The sequence below is a fragment of the Coleofasciculus sp. FACHB-712 genome (genome assembly GCF_014695635.1).
Taxonomy (GTDB): domain Bacteria; phylum Cyanobacteriota; class Cyanobacteriia; order Cyanobacteriales; family FACHB-T130; genus FACHB-T130.
The window spans coordinates 1-4,019 of record NZ_JACJOQ010000061.1; the positions used below are offsets into that span (position 1 = coordinate 1).

Sequence of the window (4,019 nt, forward strand, 5' to 3'; positions counted from 1 at the left end):
AAATCAGCGCCGTCCCTCTGGCAGAGGATCTAGATGAAGGCGATCGCTAATATTTGTAGTGGGTTGTGGAAAGTCTGGGTTAGGTGAAATAGCACTTTACTTACTTCTGCTGGGTTGAGTAGTTTGGAGACTTGAAGCTATGCGCTGGGAATTCGGTCGTAAAAGCAGCAACGTTGAGGACAGACGCGGGGGTGGGGTTTCTGGCCCTCTAGTTGGGGGTGGTATTGGGACAATCGTTCTGGCGGTCATTGTTGCCCTCTTGGGGGGCGATCCCGGTGCAGTGTTGCAACAAGGACAAGAACAAGCTCCGAGCGATCGCACCTCGTCCCAGTCTCCTCGAACACAATCAACGACTACGAACGATCGCATGGCTGATTTCGTTTCGGTTGTTTTGGCGGATACGGAAGATACATGGGGTACGCTGTTTCGTCAAAACGGAGAGAACTATGTCGAGCCTAAGTTAGTTCTCTTCTCAAATTCGGTACAGTCGGCTTGTGGTTCTGCCAGTGCAGCAGTCGGGCCGTTTTATTGTCCCGCCGATCAAAAAGTCTATATTGACTTAACTTTCTATCAAGATTTGAAGTATAAGCTCAACGCACCCGGAGACTTTGCCCAAGCGTATGTAATTGCTCACGAGGTTGGGCATCATGTGCAGAACTTAATGGGAATTTCGAGTAAAGTTCGTACATTACAGCGTCAAGCTAGTCGCGCAGAGGCGAATCAACTTTCAGTCAGGTTGGAGTTACAAGCAGACTGTTTTGCTGGCATCTGGGCGCATCATGCGAATCGTTCCCGGCAAATTCTGGAGGAAGGCGACGTTGAAGAGGCGCTGAATGCTGCTAGCAGTATTGGCGACGATCGCTTGCAGAGTCAGTCCAAAGGGCATGTTGTCCCGGATTCTTTTACTCACGGTAGTTCAGCGCAGCGAGTCCGCTGGTTCAAGCGGGGGATTCAGACAGGGGAACCGGCACAATGCAACACCTTTGCAGCAGCAAATCCCTAACAAAATAGGGTGTTGGAACTTTAGTAGGAAGCGATCGCAATCTCCAAAGCGCGATCGCTTTTTTATTCATGGTTGCGATCGCGCTGTGGAGCTTATCGATGGCAAAGACGATAAAATTCTGTCATAGCGGCAACGATACCGAACTCAAGGTGATGACAACAGCGATTCCTTCATCCCTTACCCTCGAAGAATTCCTAAAACTGCCAGAAACTAAACCTGCCAGTGAATTTATTGGCGGTCGAATTCACCAAAAACCGATGCCTCAAGGCAAACACTCTCGCCTACAACTTAAATTTTGTGATGCTGTCAATGCAGTTGCAGAAACTCCACGAATTGCCTTAGCGTTTCCAGAATTACGCTGTACATTTGGTGGGCGCTCGATTGTTCCAGATGCTTCTGTAGTCCTTTGGGAACGAATTCCTTTTGAAGCGGATGGCGAAGTACCGAATGCTTTTGAAATTTACCCGGATTGGACGATAGAAATTCTCTCACCCGAACAGAGAGCTACTAAAGTCATTAGTAACATTTTGCACTGCCTTAAATATGGCACTCAGTTAGGATGGTTAATCGATCCAGATGAGCGGTTAATTTTGGCATTTATTCCAGGACAGGAACCTGTCGAGTTAGCAGGAAGCGATCGCCTACCAATCCCAAAATTCCTCGCTTTGGATTTAACCGTTGATCGAGTCTTTGGATGGCTTAGAGTTGGTTGATTGGTACTGAACTCTGCATCATACTCAATTGACACTATACATAAGCGCGATCGCTTCTAGCTTCCGATTGCGATCACAATGGGGTGATGCTGAAACGAACAGCTACCATAATATTGAAGAGCTATGCGCCGTCTACTTTGAAAGATTAGGTTCCACAACATTTGGGAAATTTTGAAAATTGCGCCGCACCCAGTCCATACCCACTTCATTATTGAGTTTAATTTTCTGAGGCGTATTTGGATAAATTTTACCCAAAATATCAGCATCTTGATCAACTACCACCTTGCCAAACTTGAGATATGTCCTGCCAAATAGCTTAAAGGCAGGGTGCTTAGCTTGACCAAATAGCAAAATGTAAGTCCTTGTGCGGTTCTCGGCTTCTGGGATAAAGATGTGACACTGGACTACTTTACCTAATGGCATTTCACCATGAAAAATCACCAGAGATGGGAAGTAGTTTTCCAGGTGGGCTTTGATGCTTGTCGGGAGTAGGAATAAATCGAGTTTTCTCAGCTTTTCTGCCAAGCTGTAAGGGGCGGTGGGCATATCATAAAACGCATGGGAATGATACCCATTGTCAATGAATTGATGAAATTCCACATTGGTAACTCGGAATAATTCCTGGTGAGTACCGTTTTGGTGATTATAGTCGTGCATATTCAGCAACATAGTCAGCAAATCGGTCTCTACACTTGTATCTGCGGTATGCCCGACAAAGTAGTAGGTATCTGCAATGTCATTCAGGACTGCGGGAATCGGCACTTTTGGCTCGTATCCGCCGTAAGACCAGATGAAATCTCCTTGAATTGTTAACTCTAACGGTTTCAGTTGAGGCAACGTTTTCTTTTCCGTTCCCGGCAAAACGGTGCATCCTTCTGAATCAAACGGCAAGGCATGAAACGGGCAGACGACAGTACTCGTACCATCCGTGTGTGCTTCGCACCATCCTTCTGACAACATTGCTCCCATGTGAGGACAGGCATTGGGCAGGGCATGGATTCTTCCAGCAGCGTCTTTCCACATCACATAATCATTACCATACAGAGAAATCTTCCGAGGTTGGTTCACTACCAACATCGACTTGTGCGCCAACAACCAAGGCGCACCGAAAAGCATAGACTGCATAATGTTCTCCGGTAGAGATAAAATTGTGAATAATCCGTCGTGTTTTCAGAATATGACAGAATATTCACATTCGTCAAGAAGTCTGCGCCGTCAACCCAAACAGCAGCGAGGTAAAGAACGGGTCGAAAAAATCTTGGATGCAGCAGCGGCAGTGTTTGACGAAGTGGGCTATGAAGCGGCAACCACCCATCTGATTGCAGCCAAAGCGGGGACGGCAATTGGGTCTTTGTATCAGTTTTTTCCCGATAAAGCTGCCATTTTTAAGGCGATGGAATTACGCCATACCGAGCGCGTTAAGGCCATGTGGTCGAGGGCAGATACGCCAGAGATGGTTCGATTACCACTCCGACAGATGATTCATGGATTGGTCAGCGCGATCGCACAGATGTTTGAACAACCTGTGTCACGGGTGGTGTTTGTGCAGTTTTTTATATCCCGCGAGATTTTCCAGTCGATCGATGAAAGCATGACCCAGGAAGCAATTGACTTCATGGCTGGTCTCTTAAAGCAAAGAAATTCGGCATTAAGTAAGGCGCAATGTAGTCTATTGGCAGAGGTTTGCGTCCACAGCAGTAATGCTGTCATTCTGTCGGCACTTCGGAACCCAGATCAACAACATCGTCAAGAGTTGGTGCAGCAGATTGAGGACTTGTTGGTGTCATATTTAGAGCCGTATGTAGGGAACGCTCAGTTGGACAATGTAATGAAAGTAATGAAGTGTCTGCATTGTCAATCGGAGCAGTTATCTAAAAACGGGTATCGAAGGGGGAAGCAGTGCTATCTCTGTAAGGAATGTGGGAAACAGTTTGTGGAGAATTCCCAGGGTTTCTGATCCCCGTTCGGTAGCAGTATCAATCGCCCTGACTTCACACCCAAAAAAAGCGATCGCTTTCTTTATTCTTGGTTGTGAATTGCCACCAATCCCAAAATTCCTCTCCGTTGATCCGGTCTTTAGATGGCTTAGGGTAGGCTGATGAGTAATGAATGCATCAGTATGGGCGATCGCACTAACAGACACCTACCATAAAAAGCAACCTACGGCAAAATAAGAGGAAGGTTAACACAGTCGCGGCTATGTCTAAAAGCAAAAAGCACAATCTCAAATGGCTCAAAGAAACCTTAGAGCTAAAAGAAGACCATAACTGGAAATCAAAGCCAGGAACTCGGATCTTCGTAGC

General features: G+C 46.5%; 3 protein-coding genes and 2 pseudogenes. 4 read left to right on the plus strand and 1 reads right to left on the minus strand.

The genetic code is table 11. The annotated features are described in order from the left end of the window. Nucleotides 1-139: 139 nt before the first annotated feature. Both H6F50_RS01410 and H6F50_RS01415 read left to right on the plus strand, forming a co-directional pair. Nucleotides 140-1,003 carry a neutral zinc metallopeptidase gene (locus tag H6F50_RS01410; protein WP_190425506.1) on the plus strand — a complete coding sequence of 288 codons (864 nt, stop codon included), beginning with the start codon at nt 140-142 and terminating at the stop codon, nt 1,001-1,003. Nucleotides 1,004-1,155: 152 nt separating this feature from the next. Continuing rightward, nucleotides 1,156-1,716 carry a Uma2 family endonuclease gene (locus H6F50_RS01415; protein WP_190425526.1) on the plus strand — a complete coding sequence of 187 codons (561 nt, stop codon included), beginning with the start codon at nt 1,156-1,158 and terminating at the stop codon, nt 1,714-1,716. A 132-nt stretch (nt 1,717-1,848) separates the two neighbouring features. On the opposite strand, the gene H6F50_RS01420 is transcribed toward H6F50_RS01415, so the two are convergent. Then, nucleotides 1,849-2,841, minus strand: coding sequence for a Rieske 2Fe-2S domain-containing protein (locus H6F50_RS01420; RefSeq protein WP_190425519.1), 993 nt, complete (start codon nt 2,839-2,841; stop codon nt 1,849-1,851). Nucleotides 2,842-2,893: 52 nt separating this feature from the next. On the opposite strand from H6F50_RS01420, the pseudogene H6F50_RS01425 reads away from it, so the two are divergent. Both H6F50_RS01425 and H6F50_RS26825 read left to right on the plus strand, forming a co-directional pair. Beyond that, nucleotides 2,894-3,496 (plus strand): annotated as a pseudogene (locus tag H6F50_RS01425) (TetR/AcrR family transcriptional regulator); the annotation flags it as partial. 57 nt (nt 3,497-3,553) lie between these two features. Then, nucleotides 3,554-3,658: pseudogene (locus H6F50_RS26825) on the plus strand (TetR/AcrR family transcriptional regulator); the annotation flags it as partial. Nucleotides 3,659-4,019 lie beyond the last annotated feature (361 nt).